This window comes from Vibrio fluminensis (assembly GCF_015278125.1).
GTDB classification, from domain to species: Bacteria; Pseudomonadota; Gammaproteobacteria; order Enterobacterales; family Vibrionaceae; genus Vibrio; species Vibrio fluminensis.
Genome location: NZ_JADILO010000001.1, coordinates 502,030 through 524,747 on the forward strand (window position 1 = coordinate 502,030; position 22,718 = coordinate 524,747).

21 protein-coding genes are annotated in these 22,718 nt (G+C 43.3%); 5 read left to right on the forward strand and 16 right to left on the reverse strand.

Features of this window, described 5'->3' with window-relative positions; translation table 11 throughout:
* Nucleotides 1-120: 120 nt before the first annotated feature.
* The 11 genes from IRQ95_RS02260 to yecR form a co-directional block, all read right to left on the reverse strand.
* Nucleotides 121-951, reverse strand: coding sequence for an ABC transporter permease (locus IRQ95_RS02260; RefSeq protein WP_194435377.1), 831 nt, complete (start codon nucleotides 949-951; stop codon nucleotides 121-123).
* A gap of 56 nt (nucleotides 952-1,007) precedes the next feature.
* Entirely contained in the window at nucleotides 1,008-2,060 is a 1,053-nt protein-coding gene (locus IRQ95_RS02265; RefSeq protein ID WP_228481072.1) for a putative urea ABC transporter substrate-binding protein, read from the reverse strand.
* 43 nt (nucleotides 2,061-2,103) lie between these two features.
* Entirely contained in the window at nucleotides 2,104-3,297 is a 1,194-nt protein-coding gene (locus IRQ95_RS02270; RefSeq protein WP_194435378.1) for a toxic anion resistance protein, read from the reverse strand.
* Nucleotides 3,298-3,322: 25 nt separating this feature from the next.
* Complete coding sequence (locus tag IRQ95_RS02275) at nucleotides 3,323-4,126, reverse strand: hypothetical protein (protein ID WP_194435379.1); 804 nt, start codon at nucleotides 4,124-4,126, stop codon at nucleotides 3,323-3,325.
* The gene (locus tag IRQ95_RS02280) at nucleotides 4,126-5,658 is read right to left on the reverse strand and encodes a phosphate ABC transporter substrate-binding/OmpA family protein (RefSeq protein WP_194435380.1); all 1,533 of its coding nucleotides are present in this window, start codon (nucleotides 5,656-5,658) and stop codon (nucleotides 4,126-4,128) included. The genes IRQ95_RS02275 and IRQ95_RS02280 overlap by 1 nt, the downstream gene beginning before the upstream one ends.
* A gap of 26 nt (nucleotides 5,659-5,684) precedes the next feature.
* Entirely contained in the window at nucleotides 5,685-6,467 is a 783-nt protein-coding gene (locus IRQ95_RS02285) for a vWA domain-containing protein (protein ID WP_194435381.1), read from the reverse strand.
* A gap of 10 nt (nucleotides 6,468-6,477) precedes the next feature.
* Nucleotides 6,478-8,163, reverse strand: coding sequence for an OmpA family protein (locus IRQ95_RS02290; protein WP_194435382.1), 1,686 nt, complete (start codon nucleotides 8,161-8,163; stop codon nucleotides 6,478-6,480).
* Nucleotides 8,164-8,219: 56 nt separating this feature from the next.
* Complete coding sequence (locus IRQ95_RS02295) at nucleotides 8,220-9,074, reverse strand: ABC transporter ATP-binding protein (protein WP_194435383.1); 855 nt, start codon at nucleotides 9,072-9,074, stop codon at nucleotides 8,220-8,222.
* Nucleotides 9,075-9,613: 539 nt separating this feature from the next.
* Nucleotides 9,614-10,036 carry a universal stress protein gene (locus IRQ95_RS02300; protein WP_194435384.1) on the reverse strand — a complete coding sequence of 141 codons (423 nt, stop codon included), beginning with the start codon at nucleotides 10,034-10,036 and terminating at the stop codon, nucleotides 9,614-9,616.
* Between the two features lie 277 nt (nucleotides 10,037-10,313).
* A complete protein-coding gene (locus tag IRQ95_RS02305) occupies nucleotides 10,314-11,000 on the reverse strand; it encodes a hypothetical protein (protein ID WP_194435385.1) in 687 nt (228 codons plus the stop codon).
* 316 nt (nucleotides 11,001-11,316) lie between these two features.
* Nucleotides 11,317-11,616, reverse strand: a complete 300-nt coding sequence (gene yecR / locus IRQ95_RS02310) for a YecR family lipoprotein (RefSeq protein ID WP_228481074.1) — start codon at nucleotides 11,614-11,616, stop codon at nucleotides 11,317-11,319.
* A 337-nt stretch (nucleotides 11,617-11,953) separates the two neighbouring features.
* Here yecR and IRQ95_RS02315 point away from each other — a divergent pair, with 337 nt between their 5' ends.
* The 3 genes from IRQ95_RS02315 (at nucleotide 11,954) to IRQ95_RS02325 (ending at nucleotide 16,568) form a co-directional block, all read left to right on the forward strand.
* A complete protein-coding gene (locus tag IRQ95_RS02315; protein WP_194435387.1) occupies nucleotides 11,954-12,982 on the forward strand; it encodes a BMP family ABC transporter substrate-binding protein in 1,029 nt (342 codons plus the stop codon).
* Nucleotides 12,979-14,505, forward strand: coding sequence for a GGDEF domain-containing protein (locus tag IRQ95_RS02320; RefSeq protein WP_194435388.1), 1,527 nt, complete (start codon nucleotides 12,979-12,981; stop codon nucleotides 14,503-14,505). Before IRQ95_RS02315 ends, IRQ95_RS02320 begins: the two co-directional genes overlap by 4 nt.
* A 584-nt stretch (nucleotides 14,506-15,089) precedes the next feature.
* Entirely contained in the window at nucleotides 15,090-16,568 is a 1,479-nt protein-coding gene (locus IRQ95_RS02325; protein WP_194435389.1) for an alanine/glycine:cation symporter family protein, read from the forward strand.
* 147 nt (nucleotides 16,569-16,715) lie between these two features.
* On the opposite strand, the gene gatY is transcribed toward IRQ95_RS02325, so the two are convergent.
* The 4 genes from gatY to IRQ95_RS02345 are packed head-to-tail and all read right to left on the reverse strand — an operon-like array spanning nucleotide 16,716 to nucleotide 20,468.
* Nucleotides 16,716-17,573, reverse strand: coding sequence for a tagatose-bisphosphate aldolase subunit GatY (gene gatY / locus IRQ95_RS02330; RefSeq protein WP_194435390.1), 858 nt, complete (start codon nucleotides 17,571-17,573; stop codon nucleotides 16,716-16,718).
* An 18-nt stretch (nucleotides 17,574-17,591) separates the two neighbouring features.
* On the reverse strand, nucleotides 17,592-18,056 hold the full coding sequence (locus tag IRQ95_RS02335; RefSeq protein WP_194435391.1) for a fructose PTS transporter subunit IIA: 465 nt from the start codon (nucleotides 18,054-18,056) through the stop codon (nucleotides 17,592-17,594).
* Between the two features lie 50 nt (nucleotides 18,057-18,106).
* A complete protein-coding gene (locus IRQ95_RS02340; RefSeq protein WP_194435392.1) occupies nucleotides 18,107-19,537 on the reverse strand; it encodes a PTS fructose transporter subunit IIC in 1,431 nt (476 codons plus the stop codon).
* A 10-nt stretch (nucleotides 19,538-19,547) separates the two neighbouring features.
* Entirely contained in the window at nucleotides 19,548-20,468 is a 921-nt protein-coding gene (locus IRQ95_RS02345; protein ID WP_194435393.1) for a 1-phosphofructokinase family hexose kinase, read from the reverse strand.
* Nucleotides 20,469-20,711: 243 nt separating this feature from the next.
* Between IRQ95_RS02345 and IRQ95_RS02350 the strand changes: the two genes are divergently transcribed.
* A complete protein-coding gene (locus IRQ95_RS02350; protein ID WP_228481077.1) occupies nucleotides 20,712-21,479 on the forward strand; it encodes a DeoR/GlpR family DNA-binding transcription regulator in 768 nt (255 codons plus the stop codon).
* A 69-nt stretch (nucleotides 21,480-21,548) separates the two neighbouring features.
* Here the strand turns inward: IRQ95_RS02350 and IRQ95_RS22285 are convergent, their stop codons facing one another.
* Nucleotides 21,549-21,677 (reverse strand): hypothetical protein, encoded by a 129-nt coding sequence (locus tag IRQ95_RS22285; protein ID WP_267254436.1) that lies wholly within the window; start codon nucleotides 21,675-21,677, stop codon nucleotides 21,549-21,551.
* Between the two features lie 160 nt (nucleotides 21,678-21,837).
* Here IRQ95_RS22285 and IRQ95_RS02355 point away from each other — a divergent pair, with 160 nt between their 5' ends.
* Entirely contained in the window at nucleotides 21,838-22,707 is an 870-nt protein-coding gene (locus IRQ95_RS02355; RefSeq protein ID WP_228481080.1) for a substrate-binding domain-containing protein, read from the forward strand.
* Nucleotides 22,708-22,718: the final 11 nt, after the last annotated feature.

Genomic DNA, 22,718 nt, shown 5'->3' on the forward strand with positions numbered 1-22,718 from the left:
TACCCCTACCCGATTTCAGATAGTCGATTCAAGATACTTCAGCGCATTATCATTGGCTGTATTGCCACAGGCTTCGATGTCTATCAACACATAGTAATAACTAAAATCGGTAACAACAATTTAGCCTTTACCATTTGAGTACCACGGGTACTTGCGTTTGACATACTTCCTCAAGGCAATATCTATCACGACACCAAGTAGAGTAATGATTATCACGTAAGGAATAATCACATCCATATTCATATATCGCCTCATCAAAAAGATTCGATATCCAAGACCGTTAGTTGACGATATACCCTCAGCTGCAATCACAAATAGCCACGCGCTACCTAAACTCAATCTAATCGAATCGACTAACCGAGGGATCACCATTGGCATAATAATCCGATAGGTTAATGCCAGATCTTTCGCGCCAAGTGTTTGCGCTTTAATAATGGTCTCTTTCGGGATAGCCGACACATACAACGTGATATCGCGGATCATAATCGGTGCAGTACCAATAAAGACCAACATGATTTTGCCAAAATCCCCGACACCAAACGCAATAAATAGAATGGGTAAGATAGACAACGGGGGAACCATGGCAATGAATGTCATTAAAGGGTTTGCGAGACAACGAAACCCTTTATATAGCCCCATATTTAATCCAATAATGAGTGCTGTAATCGCCGAGAGCAATACACCCGTAAAAATACGATAAAGAGAATGAGCCGTATCAGACAGCAATAAATAATCGCCCGTTCTTGCATCTTGAACGAAAGCCATCCTCAAAGTGGCGTCAAACATACGACTCAAAGAAGGAAGCAGTTTGTCACTTTCATTGGACAGATGCCGATAATAAGACGCGATCAAATACAGAGCCAATAACAACAAAAATGGAATCGTTGCTAAGAGAATTCGAGTGCGCTTAGAAGGTTCAGCGTGAATACCGAAAATTTGGGGACGTGTCATGTATTGAGATTCCTAAAACTCACAGCCCACCACTAATGGTGGGCAATAGGATAGACTTATAACTTACCTTGAGCTGCTAACTTCATATACGTGGGATCAAATCGCAACTTTACATTGCCCTCATCGCCAAGCACTTTACCCGGGAACTCAATCCCGACAAAGTCAGCATCTGCGGCTCCTGCGCCAAATAACCCATGCTTGAAGCTAAAGTTTCTGATGTAGTCCATCGTTTCTTGAGCTTTCTCAGATTCAAATACTTGTGCTGCGGCTGCCGGATCAAAATACATGTGGGTCGTTTTTAATTGAGCACGAAACTCTGCTTCAGTTCCACCCGCATTCTTTGCCATTTCAGCAATTAATTCGTCCGCATCCTTGCCGCGTGTATTGAGTCTAGCCATTAACTCATACCATGCCCCAGTGATCGCTTTTTTAAAGTTCTCACTCGCATCTGTGCGAACCACGAGAAGATCCATGATTTCTTCTGGTATCTCCGATGAATCGAAGACCAAATTCGCGCCTTTGGTATTTCTTACCGTTTGTAGCGGTGGATTCCACGTCACTGTCGCCGCATTTGAATCACTCACGAATAGCGCAGCAATATCAGCATCCGAAGTATTAATAACTTGGTTTAAATCTCTCTCACTCATGCCATTTTTATCTAACGCGCGCGAAAGAAGGTAATGAGAAACTGACAACTCGACTAAGTTGACATCACGCCCTTTCAAATCAGCGACTGAGTCACCATTTTTTAGCACGATACCATCATTACCATTTGAGTAATCACCCATAATCAAAGCCGTAGAATCAACGCCACCTGTTGCAGGGATAGTCAACGCATCCATATTCGCCATAGTACACGCATCAAACTCGCCGCTGGTGTACAAGTTAATTGACTCTACATAGTCATTGATTAGAGTGACGTCGATATCCACGTCGTACTTCTGTTCCCACTTGTCTAGGATCCCTGTTGACTCTAGCAGAGCATAAGGTTCCCAACCGGTGTAATGAGACCAACAAACCTTATATTTTTCCGCTGAAACCGCGATAGATGGCGCAAGCATAGAGGAGGCTGCGAGCCCAACTAAAAGCATATTCTTTACATTTTTCATGTCATTAATCCTTTAATACTCATTTTCTAAATCAAACTTGCCGTTACTGAAGGAATACTTGGTATTCCTCTCTTGCTTGATGGCCTTGCTCAATACGTGCAATGTTTTTATCCATCTCAGTCGTCATTTGCTTCAGTTCTGAACAGCCTGTTTTCATACTTTCCAGTGCTTCACGGCGATAATTACTGACGTTCTCAAGCGCGTTTAAGCTCTTAGTAAACGCAAGTTTCATTACTTCAACCTGAATAAAGGGTTCTGATGCTTGTGTCAGAATCTCCACACCTTGAGATTCCAGTTTATCCGCCACATCAACGATCATCTTCTCGGTCATTTCTTTAGAAGACTGAACGGCTTTAAGGATTTTTTTCTGACGAGCGAGAGCAACCGCGAGGCTCGCCGCAATGCCTAAAGCAACCATCGTATGCTTAATCGCTCGATCCACGCCACGCACAAGTTCTTCATTGGTTTTGATGAGTACTTCTGAAACCACCCATGCTTGCTGATAAACACCTTTTGAAGTCATCAGATCTTGCAAACGCTGTCTCACTGGGAACGCAACTTCGTCAGTTAAAAATCGCTTCTGCTCTGGGTCTTGTACCTGTTCAAGCCTCACCTCGAGTGCCTGATCGACATATTCAGCGAAAGTAATGTAGTCATCGAGCTTAAATAACATATGACGATAACGAACCTGATCTTCTTTAAGCGTCATATTGTCTCGTTCAAGCTTGCTCTTACCTTGCTCTAAACCTTTTACGATGCTTTTCAAAATAGAATCTGTCGACTGGTACTTCGCGATCCAAGTCTGTAAAGGCGTTGGTAAACCTAACACCGACATAAACCTTCTTAAGCCCGATACGGTCGTAAAATCAAAGCCATTGGGATCAATACTTCTTGCAGTGTCTTCCATCTTAAGCAAGTCTTGCGCGACATCGCCACCACTGTCAGCATCTTGCATCAACTCGCTCAGTGGTCCTTGCAGCAATTTGGATTGTTCCGCTAGGCGTAACTCAACATCGTTACCAAGCGACTTAACGCTTTTAGTCACTTCAAGCTGGTTGTCCAAGTCACGTGAGCCAATCGAAAATACATTCTCAATCCATTGATCAGCATTAGCTTTTACATCCTCACTGATATTTTCGATAGTTGGCTTGGTTGGCAGTTGCTTCTCTACTTCGGCAATAGTCGGGAGTACAATTTCCGTTTGAGTTGCCTCTTTTTCTAACGTTCCTGTTTGCATGCGTAATCCTTACTTAAACTGATTTCTAATTGGAAATATCGTATTTCTGAGCGCGGTTAATCAGTACTTGAATCTCCTGCATCGCAGTCTCCAATCTGACCTCACCTGTTGCTTCTCGGGTCTGTATTGCCCCTAAGCGACTCGTTACGTCGTCTATTTTGGTCATGACTTGCTCATTGAATGCCAGAACGTCGGCCATTTGCTTTTGTGCATCTGTATAAATATCTAATCGCTCGACTAAAGCTTGACGCAAAGATGTCTCCAACTCTGAATCATTGAGCTGTGTCTTAATATGAGCGACGTTTATCGCATTGATGCTGTGTCTTAACACCACATAGCCACGCAGATTATCGACAGCACCAAAATAGAGCTGCTCTGCCGTTGTTAGATAACGCTTATGTGCCATCTCGTCGCTATCAAACTGGAGATCAAGAACGCGACTAAAGGTCGTAAATTTCTCTTTAAGCTGATTAAGTTGAAAAATCGCTTTATCTTCTTGAAACTCTGCGAGTTCTTTACGCACAGAGTCGTCAATTTGCTCGCGTTTCAACTGAGTCTCTTGCCGTACTTGTTCGATGATCGACATGATTGCTATATGTTTAGTAAACAACATGCGTGACAAAACAAAGCCTGTACAGACAACCGCCCCAGCGACCGCAATAGAGACCATCAACCCAAACCAATCCGACATAGAGAACAATGCCGCAGCTGTTGAACCGAGTAGTGCGCTCACCGCTGAAACCAAAGTGAGAGGATGATTGAATGTTTCTTGGTTTAATCGCTTCGTGAGCTCTTGCTCGGATAGATCCAACGACTGTAAATCACTCATCACAATGTTCCCGCTTTTAGTATCAATTCAACTCGCGGCAATCGATATTTATATGAGCGACTACTTTCGTTCGGACGACGAGACAACGGCTCTTCAGAACCAAGCCCTTGCGCTTTCAACCTCTCTTCTTGAATACCATGCGTAATTTCTAGATATCGCGTTACCGCTTCCGCACGCTCTAAACTCAATTGACGATTGGCTTGTTTATCACCAGATATCCCGGTATGACCTTTGACCAAAATTCGAAAGTTAGGATAATGCGCTAAATCTTTCGCTGCTTGATCCAACATGTTCTTTGCTTCTAATGACAAGTTAGAGCTAGAACGGCCAAAGCTCACCTTTCTTACTTTTAGAGTACCGACCTCCCTTAACTGTCCCCACTGTTTTTCAGATAACTCCGGAAACACTTGAGAGTGACTCTCTTGCTGAGCTTGTTTATTACCTCCAACATGGGTGCCAAACAATCTCTCGATAAAGGAACTTTGCGTAATAAGGTACGGATTCGCATCCGGCAGTGGATTTTCTTTAAGTACCGCGGTGTCATGCAAAATATCATAGGAGCTTTCAATCACGCCAATTAGATACTCATTTCCTGAATGGCCACCTACTGTAGAAAACCAATCGTGAGCATTGGAATACAAGTCCACCCACTTAACACCTTCTAACATAGCCTGCACATCGGCAGTGCCAAGCCCTGTGGTCGATTTCAACTCTCTAACTAAACTATCCGGGGATTCTCTGTAGAACTTGATTGCTTCAAAGTAATTTTGCAATACGGTATCAACGAGTTCAGGTTTGTCCAGAGCCAGCTCACGCCTAACAAGCAGTACATCAACAATTAAGCGCTCGGTATCCTCTGTCCCTAAAATCTTCTTGATTCCAGGTGTTTGCAAACTTTGAGTGACATGCGGCTCCCATACTACCGCCGCATCAACCTGCTTATCTTGCAGCATTTTTGCGGCGTCTTCTGCACTGTCGGCTTGGACTAACCATTGACCTCGCGTTTTGAATTGCTCGACATCGAAGTGAACTGAGAGTGAGCGTACCAGATGTTCACTTGGCGTATCTGTCGCTAAAGCCACACGTATAGCGGGATTGTTTTTAAGATCATCGATAGACGTTACTGAATCTTCCCAAGCCAATAAGGCATCACCACCTTTCGACTCGTCGATAACAGCAATAATAGAGCCTGGGAACTGGTAATCTTTGCCGAGTGACATATAAGCGTCGACACTCGTTACAGCAAAATCAAGCTCACCCTTTTTTAGCTGTTCGAAGCGCTCTTCCAAGCTCGGATTGTCATCACAAATGGAGCGAATCCCCTCATTGCGTAATGACGCGCGAAAGTTTTTGCTACACAACGGGTAGTAACCAACCCAACTATCTACACCAATACGTACTGTGTCACTAATAGAACTGGCATCTGACGATGCCACTGTATTCGCTTTTGACTTCTGTTCGGAAAATCCCTTAAAAACAAAAAGCCCTACAACACCAATAACTAAAACAGCTATTGCAATGGTTTTATTCATATCATCCTCTATCCAACAAAGACAAATTAGCTTTGGTCACCATCAAAAGAGGCTGTATCAAAACTTGGCGACTCCGCCAAAACACTCTGGAGCCCTTTGACTAGCTCCGCAGCATTTGCAGCAGGTTGATAATTGATCACGCCTTTTTTATTAAGTGCGTGCGAATCTCCAAGACAAAAACCAATGGTATGCAGTGAAACTGGCGAATTGTAAGTAATATGCTCAATGGCTTTCTCCATATCGTCAGGATCACTCGCTGCCCCATCCGTCAAAACAACGATATTGAACTCACCATAACCTTGCTGCATTTGCCCTTGTTTCATTAACTCTTTGTAGGCGTAGTCCAATGTATAGCCAAGAGGAGTCCCACCACCAAAAGAAGAATCGTTGGTAAAACTTTTTAGCAAATCAGGATCGTTTGGCTTCAGTGGAACGGCATTTCTTGTGCCTTTGGCATCAAAAATGATTAAACCAACATTGGCATTTTTCGGTAGCGCATCAAAGAACGTCCCTACCGCTTGTTTTGCCACTTCAATTCGCTGCGAACCGTTGCCACATTCCGTTTCTTGCATAGAGCCAGAGCCATCAAAAATAACGTAGTAGTTTGCGGTATCTTTATTATCAGCGAGCACAAGATCGGCATTCCCTGCCCCCGGCCATGATTGGTCAGCACCACGAAACGCATAACTCTCGCCTTTTACGCCGCTAACTGACTTTATCGCTGACGTAATTTTAGTTTCAGCCTCTGAGCAACCACCTAGCGAGATTGCCGCCAAGCCCATTGCGACAGAGCAATATAAATTCTTCATAAATAACCTCTTACAATGGGGTAAATGCACTTTCTTCCGCTTCAACTTGAAGAATCCTAAACACAACACGCATATTGCTCAGCCACTCTTTTTCTGACTTCGGAGCACATGGATCAACACCACACACGCCTGTCTTAGGGTTAGATATACCGTGACCGACAACCGAGAATTGGCTTAAATCGAGAGCAACTTGTTGTTTGCTACCATACTCCACAATAGCGCCACGGACCTGCTGAGCTCGAGTCATCGATAGGTTTTTTGCCGACTGTTTAACTTGATTGAGGACAAATGAACCCTCACCCGTTTTTTTCTTGCGCAAGTAACCCATTGGGTCTGAGTGACCTTCGACCGTAATTACCGCACCCGCGTAGGTTTGCGCCAGTTGGGTCACTCGCTTGAATTGCTCTTGATACAGGGATGCATCAAAAGCTTTTTGATTCGGCTTGAAGAAGATTTCAAACTCAAAGACCGTTCCATCTTCCAGCGTGCCTTGCTTCTGCTTGGCTTCTACAACCTTAGCTACCTTGTTTGCATCAAATGCTGCACGTGTTTTTTGGCTTGTAGACGCACCACCAGCCAGAGAGCCGTAATCAATATCAGCCTTAAGCACCTTACCTGCCGACTTGACTACACCAAAGGCTTTGATGCCCTCAGCCGACTCCTTAACAATTTGCTCGAAATTTCGGAAATTATTTTTCTCTTTAAAAAAGCTCACGTTTCCGGCAGCACCGACCATCGTCGCATCCAATAGCAAACCTTCTGCATCCACGGTTGCATCAGGGGCATCAAGCAGCAAATCAGCAGACGAGCGCATCAACTTGGTATATTCCGCAGACCCGCGTTTTATTTTTGACATCGCAGCTTGAGACTCGGCCAATCCTTTAGCAATATTGACGATCTCTTTTCGATTCGCTTGATAGTAGTCATGCCTTACCGCGTAGACATCCGCAATAACACGGTTTGCTGTCTTCGTTGATAGCAGTATATTGGCCCCTTTAATACTGTCTTCTGAGCCATCGCCTACATTGCCTCCCGATGTCGCCGCTAACGCATCTGGAATGATCATGAATGCGGCATCAACTTTAGTGCTTCTTAACGCTTCAAGAGGGCTTTCATCGGTACCGGTCAAATCTTGGGTCCAGACAAATTTATTCTTTTTGATCTCGCATCCTGCATCGCTCAACACTCGGTATGCATAGTTGAGGTGAGGACCGTCATAATTTAGAGCGATTGTTTTGCCACATAAATCTGAAGCTCGTTTGATATTGTTTTTAACAACTAAAGCATCACCACCACTCGACCAAGTCAACTGATAGAAAACAACTGGCGTCAGGTTTTTACTTCCTTTAACGGCAGAGGCTGCCATATTGATCATCGACATCGAGCCACGGATAAATGGGGTTTTCCCTGAGATATAGTTGTTCAATTGGTTTTGAAATACATCTTCACGTACCAACTTATAAGCAAGACCGCTTTTACCAAAAGGAGATGATTTCTGCGTTACCGCATTTGACCCATTACTCGCTATCGTTGCGATGTCTCCCCCCCAAGTGATCATCGGTAAGTCATGCGGGCCTGACGCAACCGATCTTGTCGATGGCAAGCTGCGTGATTCGACAGGAACGACGTTAACTGAAGTAACCGCTTGTGCCATCATTGGCAAAGCTAGCAAACAAGTTATAAGTGACTTAGTCATTATTTAATCCTTTAAGACGGCAATATCTGCCGCTACTTGTTAAAATGCATTGAATATCAGGTACGAAAACTATCTGGGTGGGTAAGGTTAAACTGCGCAATCTGCTGATTTAGTTCAGGGTCAAACGCACTCGCTTTTACCGAGTGGATTAGGTCCTGAAATTCGGGGCTATGTTTTATTTCTGTTGAGTGCGCGACTCGTTTTAAGGCATGGTCTTCAACCACGGTTGCACCATGAGCAAATTGCGTTTCGCCGCTATCGTAATATTGACTTAATGCCAAGAGTCTCGAACCAACAAAGCAGGCCTCTTCTAAGCTATGAGTAATGAACATGATTGTCAGATTCATCGACTCCCATAGCTCTAGTAAAAACACTTGTAACTGTTCTCTCGTGTCCGGATCTAAAGCGCCGAAAGGTTCATCCATTAATAAAACCTTAGGATGGACAATTAACGTTTGAGCAATTGCCGCGCGCTGCTGCATACCACCACTTAATTCATGGGGATACTTATCCGCGGCATTGGTTAAACGGACTCGCTCTAGGTAATACATCGCTTTTTCGCGAATTTCATTTTTACTCGCAAATTTGTTTCCATACAGACCGAGATAACTGGGACCCAGCATGACATTCTCAAGTACCGTTAAGTGTGGGAATAAACTATATTTCTGATACACAACACCTCGACGAGGATCAGGGGTACCGATCATTTTCCCCTCGAGATAAATTGCACCAGAATCAGGAGTTTCTTGCCCTAAGATCAAGCGAAGTAATGTACTTTTCCCACAACCTGAAGGCCCCACTACGGAGCAAAATTCACCTTCTGATATCGCTAAATCAATGTCACGCAATATCGTCTTACCCGAATAACCTTTAAACACATCCTCTAGATGTAATATATGTCCACTAGACATTATTAATCACCAATAGATTATTAATAACTCAATTAAAAAACAGAAAAACCATTTATAACAACAGAAGATAAAGAAGAAATAGAAGTAACAATTAATTAGTTTATGAACAATCAGCCAAAAACAATAAACATTACAAACACTTTTACTAGATCTACGAGGGAAAATTAGTCAACAGCGTTAAACACTAACACTAACCTATGTATCAATATTGAGAAATGACCAACAAGGCTGAATAATACAAACGTGCATCGTAAATATTTGCAACAAGAAGAAAATCTAACAATATAATATTTACCAGTGTCACACCCGCTTCTAGAACAACAACTAAAAACGCAACCTGACCCTGAGATACACAAATTATAGAATGGAATCACTAAATTACTGCAATTGATAGAAGGCTTTATTTACATAGGAGTATATATACCCAAGTGACATCAAGATGCAGGACTCAGAGCATTGTCATTGATTTGAGTTCAAGAAAAAGCGACCCATTCCAATGCTAAATCGTTATAACGTGGATGAGTCGCCTATACTGAAGCCTACTTAACGGGTACCACCAAAACATCCACACTCGCTTTGTTTAATAAGCGGCGAGAGTAAGAGATGAAATGACTAAGTAGATCGTGGTGATGACCGCAGATGATCAAATCGATACCCTGTTCTTGGCACAGGTCTTTTAATTTTGCTGCAAGATCACCCGTACCAACAAAAAAGTGTGACAACGGGTACTCTATGTAATCTCGATATTCATGCAATGCTTCCATCGCGTGCAAGTTTAGCGGCCGCTGATCGGGTTCCGCTTTGATATCCACCAGCTCAGGGTACACTTCCCCAATACTGCCATCCACATGAATAAAAGAAACTTTCGCATTTACCAATTCAGCATGGTAAACCGCTTTATCGATTAATATTTTGCTTTCTTCAGACAGATCTAACGCTACAAGAATATGTTGGTATTTCATATCAATGTCCTCAACTAACGGCGGTGCAAATAGCATAGCCTTGATTGATATAAAATTGTGCAAAGGGGATCGCGAAACACTAAAAAGCACAGCGAAACTTCGATAGCGAATCAAACTCGTGTCCGTTCGCTTACCTACTTGCAAGCGTCATATACCTCAAAGCAGTATCTCTAAGAAAAGGGGCTCACGTTAATCAACGTTAGTTAACGTAAGTTCCCCCAAATAGAGTTATGGGAAAACTGCTAGACGTGATTGTAGTAACGTATGCATAGATAATTCATTTTTTACTAAAATTATAAAACCAACTTGGCGGTCGATCTCTATCTAGATAAACCCATACAGGTACATCCAATAATTTCTGTAACTTATTAACGTCATTTTGAACTTTATCTCTAGACTCACCAGTAGCTAGCATTCTCCTAGTCCCATCATTAAAAACCAAATTCACTTCATATAGCACCTGGTTTTTTTCTGTTCGTACATTATCCATACCAGTTGTATTCGTAGTCCTTCTAAATGAGTCTATGAACTGTAGAGCTTGTATATTTGAAATTTGACCTTGCTTTTTATAGCAGTCATCCTTTTCATTGTTATACTTCGAACCGAAATAAAAGATCCCATTCACTGTGTCTAAAGTAACGCGCCTATATGGCCCAAACATATAAAAATTTCTTCTAAAGAAAAGATAAAATGTCGAGAAAACAATACAAGTTGCAATCCAAACATTACCAATTAATAAGTAACTAAGTGGCGTGATTAGACAAAACCAAAGAAAAAATCTAGAAAATGTTCGCCATACAATACCTTTGCCATCATAAGAAATAGTGGCAACCTGAGCACTTTTATCTATTTCTAAATTATTCAAAGGCACTGGTTGATTATTTATTGCTCTCCATTTGGTTTTAGATTCATTTTCATAGTATGAACTATCTTGTCGAACCTCTTTTCCTCTTTCCCACCCCATAACAATTAACCTCGTTTTCAGAAACATCAGAAATTTACGAGGCGCTATACTAGTACACGCGATGCTAGCATCGAAGCTATTGCTCGATTACCCAAATTTTATCTTAATAATAAGAAGAGTTTTCTTCATTGAGTATCCATTCCCAGACCAATATCTCATCATAGCTGTTTAACCATTTAGTCTTTGATTTAGTAATTTAACCGTAGCAGCTCATCAAAAACCACAGCGACTAACAAGTCAATATATTCGCTCGCAATGAATATTTTAACGCAATAAAAAAGGGGCAATTAAGCCCCTTTATCAGATTCGTATAGTTCTAATTTGTACACTGAAAAATTTGAGTATAACGAGTCGAAATACACCCAAATAGTTTGTCGCGACGTGCGCATTTATCAAGTGGCATACCTAACGCCTGAGCGTTCTTAAAGCCCCAAGCTTTACAACCATTTTTTGCCATATCTAGCGCGGCTTGTTCATCAACCACCGCTTGTTGCAGCAAGCCTTCATCATAGGCAATAGTGATTACCGCATCACTTTTGCTGCCATCGGTAATAAACCAGTCTTTGTTTACAGGGTTAGCACAGCCAGCCAGAGTTGCAGCTGCGACAAGCGACATTATCAGTTTGAATCTCATTGGTATTGATAGTATTCAGATTCTAAAAAAGGTGGCGCATTTTACACAAGAAATCACCCAGTGCATCATTTATATCGAGTGAAAAGCGCAAATTCTCTAATCCGACCAAGCAAATAGGAAGATCATCAACAACCAATCATCAAGCAGTAGCGTATAAGTCCAATAAGTCGCAATATTATGAAACTAGATCCTATAAATGCGATTTATATCCTTGATGTTAGCCGTTTAAATAATAAACTTGGCGCATAAACATCCAGTGCGATTTCGACTGGATAAAGCAAAATAGCAACAATAACTACAATAACAAAGAATCTATCCTATGAAACGCAGACCTCTCAGTGGCACAGGGCGTAAAGCAAAGCTTGCGAGCGCTATATTTGTTTTATTTTTAGGCTCCAACGATGCTCAAGCAGATCACAATGCCTTTAAACCAATGGTAGTGTACCAAAGTGAACTGAGAGATGGCTCTTATCTATCAATGGTGGATAAAGGAATCCAACAATTTGAGCAAAAGTCGTCTCTAACGGTAAAGCGTCATCAAGTTGGTGATGGTGACTATATCCAACAACTCAGCCAAGCCGCTCATCAAGGCTATAGCCCAATCGTAGTAGTAGAAGCAAATTCACTCGAGGCTTTTTCTCAAGTCGCACGCGAAAACCCATCAACCCATTTTATTTCACTCGATGTTTCCTATCACGTCCCTAACGTGCTCGGATTAACTTTCAATCACGCGGAAGGAAGCTACGTCATTGGCTACCTTGCTGGCCTGAAAACCAAATCGAACCAAGTTGGCTTTATCGGAGGGATGGATATTCCAACCATCAACAACTTCAAATGTGGGTTTGAACTCGGTCTTAAAGATGCCAACGCGACAGCTAAGCTTAAAACGAAGTACATCAACAATGGTTTAAGTTCATGGAATGACATCAAAGGCGCGCGGGTGATTGCACAAACGATGCTAGACCAAAATATCGATGTTATTTTCCCTGTGGCGGGCTTTGCGAGTGTGGGCGTGATGCAAGCCGTTAAGCTAGATAAAAACGCATTTAGCTTTGGGGTTGATCAAGACTATTCCCAGCAATTTCCTGACACCAACATCGCCTCACTAGAAAAACGTGTCGATATCGCAGTATTTGCATCATTAATGCAGCTTAAAAACGGAATTTGGAATGGTAACCGTAAACACTTTGGCATCAAGCAAGGGGTTATCAACGTGGCACTTAACCCAAACCAAAGCGTGCTAAGCAACCAAGACCAACAACTGGCAGAAAAACTGCTGCGTAACTTTAAAGGCAATAACGACAATATTGCCCAACGAATAGCCAAAGACTGTCCATCACGTTTATGAAAAAGCTCTCTTCCTACATTATTTCAGTATTTTTAACGCTGACGACCGTGCCGATCGCGCTATTTGGTGGCACCTACATCATCTATGACTTATATCATCAGCACCAAAACCAAAATGCACGCTTTGAGCAAGTGATCGCACAGCAGCTAATCGATGCTCATGTGGCGCTGACTCAATTTGATTTGCTGCAAGCAGAATTGGTGACCACTGAAATCGCCCAACTCGACTACATTGTCTCAGCCAAGCTCGATTCAATGGAATACGGCATTACCTTAGCTGAAGTCATCAACCCACTCACAGCGCAAGGCCAACTGACAACGTTTGTGTATCCAATCAAAAATTCACAAGGCAGGCAGATTGGTTTACTTACCGTAAGCAAAGACACCACCGCTTTGATTTGGGACATCGCTAAGTCAACCGCACCCAAAATATTCAGCTTTGGTCTGATACTGCTACTGATCTCGCTCACCTTTACCCGCACGATTCTTGCGGCACTGAAAAAGCCCTTTGCTGAGCTACAAAAAGTGGCCTTTCAGATTTCAAATGGTGACTATCAAACACCCTCAAAAACCGACTCTAAATTTCTTGAGATCACCACCATATTCAGTGCGCTGGATTCTATGCGAGCTCAATTAAAAAGTACGATTTCGCTACTAAGAGATAGCCAAGAAAAACACGCGAGAACCTACAATCTAACCCAAGTGGGCTTGTTCGTCGTCAACATAAAAAAGAAAAAAATCGTGCGCGCCAACTCTATGCTCTCAAGTATTTTCCAATCACTGACCGAGAAGCAAAAACAAGCGGCGCTGCAAGATTTCCTGCCTAAGTTGCTGCAAAAGCCTTACACAGACAGCTTTAATTACTCCGTCGCCATTGAAGGAAAAACACACTATTTTCAAATCAATCGCAGCCAAGTGATTAACGATGAAATTGAGTGCTCTGGGCTGGATATTACCGAGCTGATGCAAGCCAAATTAGCCACAGAACTGATGCTAAACACGGATTCGTTAACTCAAATCCCTAACCGCCATCGATTTAACCTCGACGTACAATTAATTGAGCAGCAAACTGACCCCGAAGTCACCATCATGGTGCTCGATTTAAACGGTTTTAAAGCCATCAACGACAGCTTCGGGCACCTTGCCGGAGACCATTTGCTGATCAAGGTTGCAAAGCGAATCACCCTCTCTTTAGCAAACCAGCCAGCGACTCTCTATCGCTTAGGCGGTGACGAATTTATCATTCTGGTTAGGCACGCATACCAAGCTCAGCGCATTGCACTATTGGTCGACGAGGTATTAGCGGCCGTGGCTCGACCGATTCAGTTCGAGCAAAACCAATTTTCAGTTTCCACCAGCATTGGTATTTCCCACTACAATCGTCACTCTTCGGATCTGCAAGTCACCATCAAACAGGCGGACAAAGCGATGTACTGCGCCAAAACCTCTAGCAGTCACATCGCTTATGCGACATCACTTGTCGACCAAACAGACGTAGAATATCAGCACACTGTCAGCATATAAGCTGGCCTCAAAGCCCTCCTCTAGACTGGTTACGCTCGACAACACACCCGGCCAACGCTCCCCGTTATGGGGAGTGAGATCAGTCCACCAATAGAAGCGTTCTCACTAAATAAGAAATTACTTATATTGGCTTAATCCAGCCCACAAACGTCCCATGTGATAAATTTGCTCATCTTGGCAGTAAAGTTTTCACCATTTTGCTCAAGCTGAAGCCTTTCTTATTCGTTAAATCATCGGCAATCGTTTGCTAAAAGCGTAAAACTGTTGAAAAAATAGATATGAAACAGGCTGAAAATAGCGTTCTTAGCGCACTCGTTTCTCACCTAATGATAAAGAGACTCAACTCACACTGCCGATCTGATTGCTGTTGACGCAGGATAAATCTAGAATCCGGCAGATTAATTTACGAACTGCATTTTGTTTTGTAAATCAGATCCATTAGCCAAGCTAATTGTAACTATCCATCGCGGCAAGACTGCGACCAAAAAGATAATTAAATGGATAGCTAATCAATGGTTAAGCTCATCAACTAAGGATATTCCCATTAGTTCTATTTAATAGATCATCATATACAGGAAATTAATATGATCGTTACGAATGAATCGTGGCTAGCTGCGTTAAACACGGGGTTAAATAACGTGGTAGGCGCCATCAATGGCGTACTTTGGGGTCAAGTACTGGTATATCTACTAGTGATTGTGGGCGTTTACTTCACCGTGCGTCTTGGTTTTATTCAATTGCGTCAATTCAAGCACGCGGTACAAATTCTCAAAAGTGGTCGAGAAGTTGACCAAGGTCTTAGCTCTTACCAAGTATTCTGTACTTCAATGGCGGCTCGCGTTGGTACAGGTAACATGGCTGGCGTTGCAGTTGCCCTGACCGTGGGTGGCCCTGGTGCTATCTTCTGGATGTGGCTTATCGCCCTATTTGGCATGTCGACTGCCTTTATCGAATCAACCTTAGCGCAACTTTACAAAGTTAAAGACGTTGACGGTCAATACCGTGGTGGTCCTGCTTACTACATGGAAAAAGGCCTAGGACAACGTTGGATGGGCTCGCTTTTCTCAATCTTCTTAATCATTGCTTTCGGTCTCGTGTTCAATGCCGTTCAAGCGAACACCATCACGGGCGCACTTAGCCACTCATTCGGTTTTAACGAGACTATCGTTGGTGTGATCATCGTGGCCTGTTCTGCCTTCGTCATCGTTGGCGGCATTACTAAAGTTGCCAAAGCTTCAACCAGCATCGTACCTGTTATGGCGATCGGTTACTTAGCCATTGCTGCAGTTATCGTATTGATGAATATCACTGAAGTACCAGCAGTGCTTGCTTACATCGTTAAGAGCGCATTTGGCTGGCAAGAAGCAGCAGCTGGCGGCGTAGCATTTACCATCTCGCAAGCGATGCAAAGTGGTATCGCGCGTGGTTTGTTCTCAAACGAAGCAGGTATGGGCTCGGCTGCGAACGTAGCGGCAAGTGCCACTCCAAACCCGAACCACCCTGCTTCACAAGGCTTTGTGCAAATGCTAGGCGTATTTGCGGACACGTTGGTTATCTGTACCGCCTCTGCTGCGATGATCATGCTAAGTGGTGTGATGGATCAACCAGACGCTGCAACCGGTATAGGCCTACTGCAACAAGCGCTAACCAATGAGCTAGGTTCATGGACAACCTACTTTATGGCAGCTGCAATTATCCTATTCTGCTTCTCGTCAATCATTGCCAACTACAGCTACGCTGAAACTAACGTAATGTTCCTAAACGGCAACAGCAAGAAAGGTTTGATGGCGTTTCGCGTTTGTGTACTTGGCATGGTGATGTTTGGTTCAGTGGCTTCACTACCTGTGGTTTGGAACCTAGCGGATGCGTCAATGGGCGCAATGGCACTGATCAACATCGTTGCACTGGTACTGCTTTCTAAACTGGCGATAAAAGTAGTAAAAGACTACGAAGAGCAGCTAAAAGCAGGCAAAACACCAACCTTCGACCGTTCTAAGTTCCCTGAACTGGATGACCTAGAAGAAGCGTGGCAAGGTACACCTGTAGAAGCAACGGCAAAATAACCGCTCTACCCAAGTCACCTCATACCGCTAATTACAGCGAGAGTGGCTTGGGTTTAAATTCGCCAATACAGGCAGATAAAAAAAGGATTGGCAAAATGCCAATCCTTAGGAATTCTAGAGGGTGTTGAATTCCAACTGTGTAAAAGACTAAAGCTTCCCTTCGCTTCGACACATCAAAATTTTCTCTTGTACCACTTTCGCCATCGCGGCTTTTGGCAACTCGTTATAAAAACGAGGATCGTTCGCGTCAGGTGCTTTTCTAAACGCTTCTTTCAGCTCTTCTGCAAATGCAATTTTAAGCTCAGTCGCCACGTTAACCTTTGAGATACCAAGGTCAATACAGCGTTGAACATCAGCCGAGCAAACCCCTGATGCCCCATGCAAAACAAGAGGAATATCGACCATCGATGCAATTTTGGCTAACCGATCAAAATCGAGTTTTGGCTCTTCTTTATACATGCCATGAGCAGTACCAATTGCGATAGCCAATGAATCAACATTGGTGAGTTCGACGAGTTTTAACGCGTCATCCGGATCGGTATACGGATCTTGAACGCTATCAACGATAAGATCATCTTCTTGCCCAACCAGTTGGCCGATTTCAGCCTCAACCGAGCAGCCATAAGCGTGGCAGAATTGCACCGCCTCACGAGTGATGGCAATGTTCTCATCTAATGCCAATGCACTGCCATCAATCATTGCTGAACGAATGCCCAACTTCACTTTTTGCTTAATATCTTCCATATCATGATGGTGATCCAAATGAAGGACCACTTGCATGCCTCTTGCGTGTGCAGCCGCATTCACCATGTGGACGAGCTCTCTTGAACCGCCATATTTATAGGTACCAGGCGTACCAGCCAGAATAACCGGTGACTCCAATTGTTTTGCGGTATCTAAGATCACTTGCACCGTTTCAAGGTTATGAAAATTAAAAGCAGGGATGGCATAACCACCCTTGCGAGCTTGCTTGAGTAAATAATTGCTGTTGATGATGTTGTTCATGATATCTATCTCTATTAATTATTCTGATGCGGTTCTGATCTGTTCAATCAGTGCTTCTGCGCTAACTGAGTTTTTAATTGCGTCCCTAAACTCATCATCAATCAGCAGGCAAGTCAGTTCAGACAACAGCGCGATGTGAGTATCCCCTTGGTGAGCGAGTGGGATCCCGAGCAATACGATGATATCGACATCTTCGTCTTCCTCATCCATTCCCGCCCATTTGACTGAAGAGTCCAAAATCGCAAACGCAACACATGGCTCAACAACCGCGTCTGATTTACCATGAGGCACGGCTAGGCCTTCACCAAAAGCCGTTGGGCCTTGCTTTTCACGGTCTAATACTGCGGCGACAAACTGGTCTCGATGTTTTATCTTCCCTAATGCGCACAATCTATCTGTCAGTGCTTCAATCGCCTCTTCTGCTGTGGCAAAACTAGCTCCGATTGAAATTGATTCTTTGTAAATCAAGTCGACGAGTTTCATTCCTTAACCTTTGTTTTGTCTGAGATTTAATTAATAACCTGAATCACCATTTACGCTTTTTGCACCACCAGCTTTTTCATTTGCATCAATCGGTAAAATCCATAGATAACCGCACCAACCATTGAGCCAGCCAAAATACAGCCAACCCAAATCATTGGTTCACTCACCACCGGCAAAATAAGGAAGCCACCATGCGGCGCAGGTACTTGAACAGCAAATAGAAACGATAGAACGGCAGAAATTGATGAGGCGAGCATCATGATAGGAATGACGTGATGCGGCGCTTTAGCAACAAATGGAATGGCACCTTCGGTGATATGTGTCGCCCCAAGAACATAACAAATAGTGCCTGCGGTACGCTCTTCTTCATCAAAAGCACGCTTAAACAAAGTGGTTGCGATAGCGACAACCAAAGGTGGTGTAATACATGCAGCAGACACTCCAGCCATAAAGTACATATTGCCTTCAGCCAAAAGTAGAGTGCCGGTCACATAAGCGGCCTTATTCACCGGACCACCAAAGTCAAACGCGCACATCATGCCAATGATGATGCCAAGTAAAACCGGATTTGCGTCTTGTAAGCCCGAAAGAAACTCCATCATGCCGTTGTTAATGGCGGCAATTGGCACGCCTAGATTAATCATCAACACACCAATCACTAAAGTGCCAATGATAGGTAGCAGGAAGATCGACTTTAACCCTTCATACTGCTTAGGCATGTGCTCCATTTTTTTCACTAAGAAGTCGATTAAATAACCCGAGCCAAAACCAGCAATGATACCGCCAAGGAAACCCGCCCCAGTGACATTAGCCAGCAGACCGCCGACAAAACCAGCCACCATGGCTGGCTTTCCGCCAATAGAAGAAGCGATAAAGGCAGCAAAGACTGGCACCATGATGCTAAAAGCTTGTTGACCAATGGTCATCAACATTGCGGCCGTGGCGTTATATTGCTCTGATTGAGGATCTGATGAATAGATCCCCCACAAAAACGAAATAGCGATAAGCACGCCACCTGCGACAACGAACGGCAGCATGTGCGAAACGCCGCTCATTAAATGCTTATATATCTGTCGCGAAAAGCTTTCGTTAGAGGATGACGTAGCAACAGATTGAGTTTGGCTCGAACTTTGGGTTTGATTAGAACTTTGAATAGCATCGCCACCTCGAACTGGCACGTCCCCTTCGATGATTCTTTTTACCAGTTCATCAGCGTTCTTTACGCCTTGTTTAACTGGCACTTCAAGAACCGGCAAACCATTAAAACGATCAGGAGAGACATCTTTGTCTGCGGCAATAATGACACCGTAAATATCGTGTAGATCCTCACTCTCGATCGGGTTTTTAACCCCAGCCGCACCGTTCGTTTCTACTTTGATTTCTACGCCCACTTTGGCGGCCGCTTTTTTCAAAGCCGCTTCCGCCATAAATGTATGAGCAATCCCGGTCGGGCAGCCTGTAATAGCTATAATCTTTTTCATACAAACCTTCTTATGCAACTCTTCTTGCAGATGCCATAGTCACCAGTTGTGGGTAAAGAGCGAGCTCACCGACTCCAGAAGACGCGGCAACATCAGCACCGACAGCGCTGGCCACTTGTATCGCTTCTTGAATCTTTGACCTGTCTTTCAACCAAAGGCTTAAAAACGCAGCTAATGCCGCATCGCCCGCACAGGCAGAACTATGGAGTTTAATTTCGGGTGCATTACAGAAATGGACAGATTCCCCATTCGAGAAATACATGCCATGTCGACCCAGAGTCAGTAGTACGTTTTGCGCCCCTAGAGAATGGAGCGTCTCTAATGAATCTAAAGCTTGTTCATGAGTCGCTGCATGCAAACCAAATACACTCAGCAACTCATCATCGTTCGGTTTTATCAACAGCGGTTTGTTTGTAAGCAAATGGGTAAGATGGCGATCGCTAATATCAAGAATCACCTCAACATGGTTCTCTTTGCATGCAGCCATGATCTGATCAAGATATTCGGCCTCAACGCCAGGCGGCAAACTGCCACTAATGATGAGATATTCCATATCTGACGCGCCACGAATGCTGGCCAAAATGTCATTTTTTACATCTTGAGAAACGAAACCGCCTTTCGAGACAAATTTGTACTCTTTGTCGCCATCACTAACAAAGACATTGATGCGTGTGCGACCATCAATGTAAAACGGGTGAACGTTGATGCCCTTTTCTTTCAAACACTCAACGATGTGCTTGCCGGTAAAGCCACCAAATACGCCCATAGCAACGGAATCCACACCAAAGTGGTCAAGAACAATCGACACATTAATCGCTTTACCATTGGGTGAATAATCGGATTCACTGACGCGGTTCACCTTTTCCGACTCAACCTCCGCACAAGACAGATTGAGATCAATTGCAGCATTCATAGTCAGGGTATAAATCATTAATTCACCTATAAGGATGGTTCTTTCGATTTGTCATCAAATCACTTGCTGGGAATACTATACTTTCTTTTCCTTTCCTTTTTTGATTATTGTCACACAAAAAATAAAGAAACAAAAAAACAAAAGAAAAAGCAAGATAAAGGGTGTTTAATCAGCTTAAGAATCCAAGTAAACTAGATAACAGAGGGATAGCCTATGCACTCTCTTTCTTATTTACGAAAGTACACAGCTAGAGCAATAACAATGATTAGAACGACGTCAGAAAGAAGAGAATCGATTTTAAGCAAGCTCAGAGAGTTTGGCTCTGTCTCAGTAATTCAATTAGCCGATGAATACGGTGTCAGTAAGGTAACAGTTCGAAACGACCTAGATAGCCTTGAAAATAAAGGATTGCTGATTCGATCTCATGGTGGTGCGATGCAAAAAACCACCACGACCAATGAGTCAATGAATAGCCTAAAAGGCAACTTACACGTCAATGAAAAGAAAGCCATTGCGAAAGCTGGCGTAGACTATATCCACAATGGTGATTCTCTCATCATTGGAGCAGGAACAACCACCGAACAGTTGGTTCATTTACTCGAAGAGTTTGATAACTTATTTGTCATCACAAATGGCTTAAACATACTGCTCGCCATCCCAAGAAACGACAATATCTCGATTGTTAGTACTGGCGGTAGCCTACATCAAAACAGCATGTCTTTTTACGGTTCTCTAGCCGAGGAAAGCATCGAAAAATACCATGTAAACAAGATGATAGTCGGGATAGATGGGTTAAATATCGAAGCTGGCATTACCACCCATAGTGAACATGAAGCCCGCTTCTACAAAGCGATGCGCAAAGCAACCGACAAATGTATTGTCCTTGCCGACTCCAGCAAACTGGGTAAAGTTAGCGTACATAAAATCATGCCGTGTTCCGATATCGATGTACTTATCACCGACAAACGTATCAGCAAAGAATACCGCGAATATTTAGAAAGCCTAAACATCGAATTAGTGATTGCCTAATGCTCATCGAAGTAACAGCCATGCACTAGCCTACACACAAATAAATCATTAAAATTCTTGTACTTTCCGCTAAAAAGCATCTCCACTGGAGGTGCTTTTTTTATCTAGCTCTCCATCGCCGACTGTCACCATCTCCCCTCTCGCATTCATCACACCAATAACCTTACAAACAAGAAAGGTATGATCAATATCTAACATTTGCTATTTCTTTCTTAATTTAAAAATAAACTTTCGTATACTTTCCATCAGCCATAACAAAGCTCAGAATCTTGCCTTTTCTTTCAAAAAGCTAATTAAAGCAAAGTGAGCACCAAAAATGGCAACCTTTGTACCCCTACAGAAAATAAAAAGGACTATTATGAAAAAGTTTCTATTTACAGGTGTTTTCTTGGCTTGCTCAATGAACGTTCAAGCTCAAGAGCCAACCATTTGTGCATCGATTCTTACCCAATCGCACCCATTTTATATCGCACTTAATGAAGGTCTAAAATCTGGCGCGGAAGAATATAAAGCGGATCTAAAAGTCTCGATCGCTAACCAAGATCTTTCTAAGCAAATTAATGATATCGAAGACTGTATTACCAAAAATGTTGATGCAATCATCGTCTCTCCTGTGGACTCAAAAGGCATTCGTGGCCCATTGAAAAAAGCAGAGCGAGCTAACATTCCCGTATTCACCGTGGATATTAGCGCAGAGAAGAGCAACATCGTTTCGCATATCGCTACAGATAACTACGGTGGTGGTGTAGAAGCAGGTAAATTGGCGGCGAAACACCTAAATGGCGAAGGCACTGTCGTGATGCTTTCTTACCCTGGCATTTCTTCTGTAGAAGATCGTCTACGCGGTTTCCGTGACGCTGTCGCTGATACAAAGATCGAGATCGTGGCCGTTCAACCAGGTAAAACTCGCGAAGAAGCGATGACTTCGACCATCAATATGATCCAAGCCAACCCTAACACGGATCTCGTCTTCGCCTTCGGTGACGACATGATGATCGGCGCAAGCCTTGCGGTAAACAAACAAAACTCACACGCAGTTGTGATCGGTTTTGATGGCATGCCTGAAGGCATTAAAGCTGTTGATGACAATGAAAACATCATCGGTGTAGTTAAACAAGATGCAGACCGCATGGGTCGCACCGCAGTTCGCGTGGCGGTTGATTACCTAAACAACAAACCAGTCGAAGCACAATATCCAATCGTTCCAGTTCTTTACACTGGAAAGTAATCGCTCAGAAA

Excerpts from the sequence above, each read along its gene's own strand:
- IRQ95_RS02260 (WP_194435377.1), bottom strand. The coding sequence starts at position 951 with ATGACACGTCCCCAAATTTTCGGTATTCACGCTGAACCTTCTAAGCGC.
- IRQ95_RS02265 (WP_228481072.1), bottom strand. The coding sequence starts at position 2,060 with ATGAAAAATGTAAAGAATATGCTTTTAGTTGGGCTCGCAGCCTCCTCT.
- IRQ95_RS02270 (WP_194435378.1), bottom strand. The coding sequence starts at position 3,297 with ATGCAAACAGGAACGTTAGAAAAAGAGGCAACTCAAACGGAAATTGTA.
- IRQ95_RS02275 (WP_194435379.1), bottom strand. The coding sequence starts at position 4,126 with ATGAGTGATTTACAGTCGTTGGATCTATCCGAGCAAGAGCTCACGAAG.
- IRQ95_RS02280 (WP_194435380.1), bottom strand. The coding sequence starts at position 5,658 with ATGAATAAAACCATTGCAATAGCTGTTTTAGTTATTGGTGTTGTAGGG.
- IRQ95_RS02285 (WP_194435381.1), bottom strand. The coding sequence starts at position 6,467 with ATGAAGAATTTATATTGCTCTGTCGCAATGGGCTTGGCGGCAATCTCG.
- IRQ95_RS02290 (WP_194435382.1), bottom strand. The coding sequence starts at position 8,163 with ATGACTAAGTCACTTATAACTTGTTTGCTAGCTTTGCCAATGATGGCA.
- IRQ95_RS02295 (WP_194435383.1), bottom strand. The coding sequence starts at position 9,074 with ATGTCTAGTGGACATATATTACATCTAGAGGATGTGTTTAAAGGTTAT.
- IRQ95_RS02300 (WP_194435384.1), bottom strand. The coding sequence starts at position 10,036 with ATGAAATACCAACATATTCTTGTAGCGTTAGATCTGTCTGAAGAAAGC.
- IRQ95_RS02305 (WP_194435385.1), bottom strand. The coding sequence starts at position 11,000 with ATGGGGTGGGAAAGAGGAAAAGAGGTTCGACAAGATAGTTCATACTAT.
- yecR (WP_228481074.1), bottom strand. The coding sequence starts at position 11,616 with ATGTCGCTTGTCGCAGCTGCAACTCTGGCTGGCTGTGCTAACCCTGTA.
- IRQ95_RS02315 (WP_194435387.1), top strand. The coding sequence starts at position 11,954 with ATGAAACGCAGACCTCTCAGTGGCACAGGGCGTAAAGCAAAGCTTGCG.
- IRQ95_RS02320 (WP_194435388.1), top strand. The coding sequence starts at position 12,979 with ATGAAAAAGCTCTCTTCCTACATTATTTCAGTATTTTTAACGCTGACG.
- IRQ95_RS02325 (WP_194435389.1), top strand. The coding sequence starts at position 15,090 with ATGATCGTTACGAATGAATCGTGGCTAGCTGCGTTAAACACGGGGTTA.
- gatY (WP_194435390.1), bottom strand. The coding sequence starts at position 17,573 with ATGAACAACATCATCAACAGCAATTATTTACTCAAGCAAGCTCGCAAG.
- IRQ95_RS02335 (WP_194435391.1), bottom strand. The coding sequence starts at position 18,056 with ATGAAACTCGTCGACTTGATTTACAAAGAATCAATTTCAATCGGAGCT.
- IRQ95_RS02340 (WP_194435392.1), bottom strand. The coding sequence starts at position 19,537 with ATGAAAAAGATTATAGCTATTACAGGCTGCCCGACCGGGATTGCTCAT.
- IRQ95_RS02345 (WP_194435393.1), bottom strand. The coding sequence starts at position 20,468 with ATGATTTATACCCTGACTATGAATGCTGCAATTGATCTCAATCTGTCT.
- IRQ95_RS02350 (WP_228481077.1), top strand. The coding sequence starts at position 20,712 with ATGATTAGAACGACGTCAGAAAGAAGAGAATCGATTTTAAGCAAGCTC.
- IRQ95_RS22285 (WP_267254436.1), bottom strand. The coding sequence starts at position 21,677 with ATGTTAGATATTGATCATACCTTTCTTGTTTGTAAGGTTATTGGTGTG.
- IRQ95_RS02355 (WP_228481080.1), top strand. The coding sequence starts at position 21,838 with ATGAAAAAGTTTCTATTTACAGGTGTTTTCTTGGCTTGCTCAATGAAC.